This is a genomic window from Acinetobacter sp. LCT-H3 (genome assembly GCF_001866125.1).
Classification (GTDB): Bacteria; Pseudomonadota; Gammaproteobacteria; order Pseudomonadales; family Moraxellaceae; genus Acinetobacter; species Acinetobacter schindleri.
Genome location: NZ_MODX01000055.1, coordinates 1 through 4,838 on the forward strand (window position 1 = coordinate 1; position 4,838 = coordinate 4,838).

Genomic DNA, 4,838 nt, shown 5'->3' on the forward strand with positions numbered 1-4,838 from the left:
TAAAATCCTAGAACCACATCATGCGATCTTCCCAGGCCATTTCAATGATCCTTGACAGATCTGCTCCCGCATATTCAATTACTTTACGCACCACATACCTCTGCTTACTTTCATTTTTAAAATAAAAATTGAGCGATAAAATTTAACGCTACCTCTCTGTATCTGGGTCAGATCAAGTTGACCAGACTCATCTTAATAAAACGAAGATGAAGATTTTGTGATTTTTTACGTGGATTGTATGTTGTTGCTGTCCTATCGGGCCTTCGAGCTCAGCCTGTGGTCCAAATACCTGTATTCAATCCATGTTGCAAAGCGACTGAAGCAATTGAAACGTCCGGTGCTTTACAAGCCTGAACGATCTGCTGTTTAAATTCAGCACTGCATGTTCTTCGTTTTTTCTCAAGAGATGTGATGGATGTCTGGTTATTTGTAGTCATAAATTTAGTCCCCACTTGTTTTTAAGTAGGGACTAAATTAAGGCTTATAGGATGAGTTCATAAGGTGTGTTCAGCGAACGCTTACGTTTTGAATAGATTTAAGAAATTAGGCAGACCTCATACCCAAGTTGTCACTTGAATTTGTATAACTTAGGGAAGATCTATATCTAAAGCCTTTATGCAACAGAGTCGTTTTTATCCTAGGGTCCTTACCACTTGTATTCTTTACGAACATATATCTAAAAAAGTGTAGCAAGTTGCTACACTTTTCGCTAGATCAGCTCTTTACCAAAAATATCATTCAGTCTTTCACGAATACTTTGAACGAATTCCGGATTGTTTTTAAGTTTATGCTTCATATTTCGTTTAAAGTCATTCAGCCCCATACCAATTTCAGCAAAATCCATTTGGAATAAAGTGTCATTAATGACAATATTTGCTTGAGAGTCAGTGAGGCATCCTACTTTTTTAAACCACTTCTTGAACTGCTGATAATTTTCATCATTATTAAAAATATACCAAGAACGTACATTCGTATCGAATTTAGCCCCTAATTCTTTTACGGATGCATTGTCTTCAAATGGAACATCAAGATAGATTTTTTCGATCACTGCAATTTCATCCAGTGCCTTATCAGCAATCCGATGATGCAGTTTAAAATTCACACCTACAATTGGACGGCCTTTCTTAACGGTTTCATACTCTAATTGTAGATCTGTATTTTCGTTAATTTCTGCCACTATTTTGTCTAATACATAGCGTCTAAAATCTACCCAGCGATCATATTTGGTTTCATTAATATCAATCAGTGCTTTCAAGTTTTCCAAAAGTAATGGCACTTCATAACTCTTTTGGTTGGCGTACTTGAATTCGTTTTTAATGAAATACGTATAAAGACTCATACTGGCAACAGAATCCAGGGCAAAAAGATGTTTTAGCTGGTAGGTAGTAAAATTCCCCCCAGCCAGTTGAGTGAAATACGGCAACACCTCACTGGTAAAACGAATCTGAATCGCATTTTTAGAGTCATCTTCCCATCTTAACTCACGGATAATGGGAACGACAGAATGTACTTTTTTAGTCTTTCTCTTACCATCATCAGCAGGCTCCTCAATAATAAAATGAGCCACCCGAGATGAAAGTTCTTTATAGATCCGGTCTATTGCAACATTAATTGAATTGCGTTTATTCAATCCTAGTAAATCTGCCAGATCATCCTTATACAAATAAATATAGGTTTGTTCAGTGATTTCACCATTTACCCTATTTTTCTCACTATAATTCGCAACTGCCATTGCATATAGAAGCGCCTTGTATTCATTGGCTGATAACTCGATTGGGCGAATTAAACGGTTACTGGTACTGACAACGCCATTATGGCGAATGTTGCCTATACAGTAAGGAATATAATTCGATTCTTCTTGCAATGGTTCAGATTCTGTCATAACCGTGATATTTATAATTTGACTTAGTTTTTATATACAAAAGTGGAAAAACTTTCAAGACTTTCACCACAAGATTCTAAAAGTGGAAGGCTTGTCATCAAAAAAAAGCGTTTTAGCCGGTTTTTCGCCTTTAAAGTGGAATTAAATATAATATTTCCACCCTATAGTGACAGACCTTCCACCTTTAGCCCCGAAATTACAGTTCAGAATGCCTATTTTTAGTTTTTTTCATCCGCATTCAGGTTGGTTAAGTCAGATAGAAACCCTGATGTGACGAGGCTTCCACCTTTCAGTTAGATTTGAAAGGTATAACTGCACATATAATCATCAGGAAATATCCAATAAAAATAGATTATCCACAGGTCAAGAATATACAGTGACAACCTTTCCACCTTTAAAGCTTGGTTACAAGACTTTATTAACAGCTTAAATCATTGTTTTTTAAATTACTTTTAAATAAAAATAGCAGTTTAAAAAATAGCAGTGACAAACCTTCCACCCTAGTGACAGACCTTCCACTTTACAGTGACAGACCTTCCACTTTACGGTGACAAACCTTCCACCTTACAGTGACAGACCTTCCACTTTACGGTGACAAACCTTCCACTTTACGGTGACAAACCTTCCACCTTTAAAATTCCAAGCATTTGTTTTATATGATAAAAATATGCTCCTAATTATTAATTAGCTAAATAACTAATTATTCTAATTATTAATTAAGCTAGCTTAGTTAAAGATTTATTTTTTAAGCTGTTTTACATCTGAACAAATAGGATTTATAAATTTAAAAACTATAGTAAGATGAGTGAAAGTTATTTATATTACTAGACATTCAAATACGGAAGCATCTGACACGCATGTCTGCAAAAATTATTACTGTTGCTAACCATAAAGGCGGATGTGGTAAAACAACGACTGTTGTGCACCTAGCCTCAGAACTTGCCAATCTGGGCAACAAAGTTTTAGTCATTGATTTAGATCCTCAAGCAAACGCAAGTTTACACATTGGGATCCAACATCCAAGCGAAATTGTTGTGACTACAGCAGAATTACTGGTGGGCGATATTTCGTTGTTGGCAGATGCATTACAAGAAGAAACGAACTTTGAAAAAGTATCATTAATTTATGGTTCCTTGAATTTAGGAAAAACAGAAGACCAACTAAAAGAAGAAGCTCCCCGTCCTTCTGAAGAGTTAAATATCAAGCTAGAACTGTTAAAAGATCTTTATGACTTCATATTGATTGATTGTCCACCTAGTCTTAAATTATTAACCAGCAATGCGCTGGCATCTTCAACCCATGTCATTATCCCTATCGAATCCGGATCACAATATGGACTGTATGGGGTAACAGATCTTTTAAACCATCTTGAAAAGATCAAACGTATTAATCCAAATTTAGAGCTTTTAGGCGCTTTACTGATTAAGCATGATGAACGTCAGAATGTTTGTAAATTGATTCGGGATGAAGCCTTGAAACAGGTGGGCAAAATTTTAGAAACTACCATTCCTCAAAGTACTAAAGTCAATCAAGCAGCGATTCTGCAACAATCACTTTTGAAAGTAGAAAAAAATTCAAAAGTACGTAAGGCTTTTGAAAGCCTTGCCAATGAAATTGTAGCGAAAGTTTAAACCTGAGAGCATTATGGCAAGCACCAAAGAGCTTTTAGCTCAGAAACTGAAACAGAATACAGAAAAACACCAGCAAGCACAGAAAGACAATATTAAAGAGCTGAAAGAGTTTAGACGTAATGTCCCTATTGAGGATATCAGCCGCAGTCCAAACCAGCCACGTAAAGTCTTTGAAGAGTCACTGTTAAAAGAACTGGCGGATTCCATTGATGAAATCGGCCTTTTGCAGCCCATTACAGTGCGTAAACTGGATAATCTGAAATATGAACTAATTGCAGGCGAGCGACGCTTACGGGCGCATCAGTTACTCGGCAAGTCTGTGATTGAAGCCATTATCATTGATGCAAATAATGTAGAAGCGTCTTTGTTAACCCTAGCAGAGAATTTAAAGCGTCAGGATCTGACAGATTATGAGATTTTTATTGGCCTGAACTCACTTGATGAGAAATTAAAGAAAAACAAGCAACGTTTAGCCAATTCACTGGGTTTAAATCGCGAAGATATGTACAAGTATTTAGCGTACGAAAAACTGCCTCAAGCAATTTTAAATGACCTTGATGTGGAACCAGGCCTACTAGGTCGTACTGCTGCAACTGCATTCAAAAAATTTCTGTCGGATCATATAGAGCAACTTTCTGAGGCCGAAAAGGCTTTGCTAGGGGCTTGGGAAAAAGTAAAAGACAAAAAACTAGAGCAAAGTAAAGTTACTGCCTATGCTGAAAAAATATTGAGTCAGGATCCAGAAAAACTGACCACAACATCTGTGGTTAGAAAAATTGAATATGCAGGTAAGATTGCGGGGAATATCAAACTCAATCAAAAACAGCTTAAGGTTTCTCTGAATATCTCGGAAATTGACGAAGCTAGTCTCTTACAACTAGAAGATTTTTTAAAACAGCTTATTAAGAAAAGTGAAAAAGTGTAGCAAGTTGCTACACTTTTTTTGACAATCTCAAATTAGGGCGTGTTATCAATTAAGCCAGAAAGATCGCTGATAAGAAGTTTTGAGCCAATTTATCATAGCGTGTGGCAATAGCACGATATTGTTTGAGCTTGGTAAAAAAATTCTCGATCAGATGTCTTGCCTTGTAGATATGTCAATCATAATCACGCTGATCAATAGAATTACTTTTCGCTGGCATCACAACTTGACCCTTCGCCTCTAAAATTGGATCAATGACCCGATCCCTAGAGTTGTAGGCTTTATCCATAAATCAGGTCTGGCTCAACGATAAGTCCAGCAACACATCTGAACCGTTTGAACCGTACCGGGTTTGTCGGAGAGTCAATATTCTGAGAGACTATCCCGATGACAAAATTAAAAT

At 36.6% G+C, this 4,838-nt stretch carries 3 protein-coding genes and 2 pseudogenes; 2 read left to right on the plus strand and 3 right to left on the minus strand.

Annotation, left to right across the window (positions count from 1 at the left end; translation table 11 throughout):
- Window positions 1-284: 284 nt before the first annotated feature.
- A pseudogene (locus BK820_RS15730) lies at window positions 285-437 on the minus strand (transposase); the annotation flags it as partial.
- 272 nt (window positions 438-709) lie between these two features.
- The gene (locus BK820_RS14710; protein ID WP_071321324.1) at window positions 710-1,882 is read right to left on the minus strand and encodes a replication initiation protein; all 1,173 of its coding nucleotides are present in this window, start codon (window positions 1,880-1,882) and stop codon (window positions 710-712) included.
- Between the two features lie 857 nt (window positions 1,883-2,739).
- On the opposite strand from BK820_RS14710, the gene BK820_RS14715 reads away from it, so the two are divergent.
- Together BK820_RS14715 and BK820_RS14720 are read left to right on the plus strand one after the other, a co-directional pair.
- Window positions 2,740-3,513 (plus strand): ParA family protein, encoded by a 774-nt coding sequence (locus tag BK820_RS14715; protein WP_004281972.1) that lies wholly within the window; start codon window positions 2,740-2,742, stop codon window positions 3,511-3,513.
- A 13-nt stretch (window positions 3,514-3,526) separates the two neighbouring features.
- Window positions 3,527-4,438, plus strand: a complete 912-nt coding sequence (locus BK820_RS14720; protein WP_071321325.1) for a ParB/RepB/Spo0J family partition protein — start codon at window positions 3,527-3,529, stop codon at window positions 4,436-4,438.
- Between the two features lie 49 nt (window positions 4,439-4,487).
- Here the strand turns inward: BK820_RS14720 and BK820_RS15275 are convergent.
- Window positions 4,488-4,610: pseudogene (locus BK820_RS15275) on the minus strand (transposase); the annotation flags it as partial.
- Window positions 4,611-4,838 lie beyond the last annotated feature (228 nt).

What these genes read in the sequence shown, in the direction of transcription:
- BK820_RS14710 (WP_071321324.1), bottom strand. Translation starts at nt 1,882, where the DNA reads ATGACAGAATCTGAACCATTGCAAGAAGAATCGAATTATATTCCTTAC.
- BK820_RS14720 (WP_071321325.1), top strand. Translation starts at nt 3,527, where the DNA reads ATGGCAAGCACCAAAGAGCTTTTAGCTCAGAAACTGAAACAGAATACA.
- BK820_RS14715 (WP_004281972.1), top strand. Translation starts at nt 2,740, where the DNA reads ATGTCTGCAAAAATTATTACTGTTGCTAACCATAAAGGCGGATGTGGT.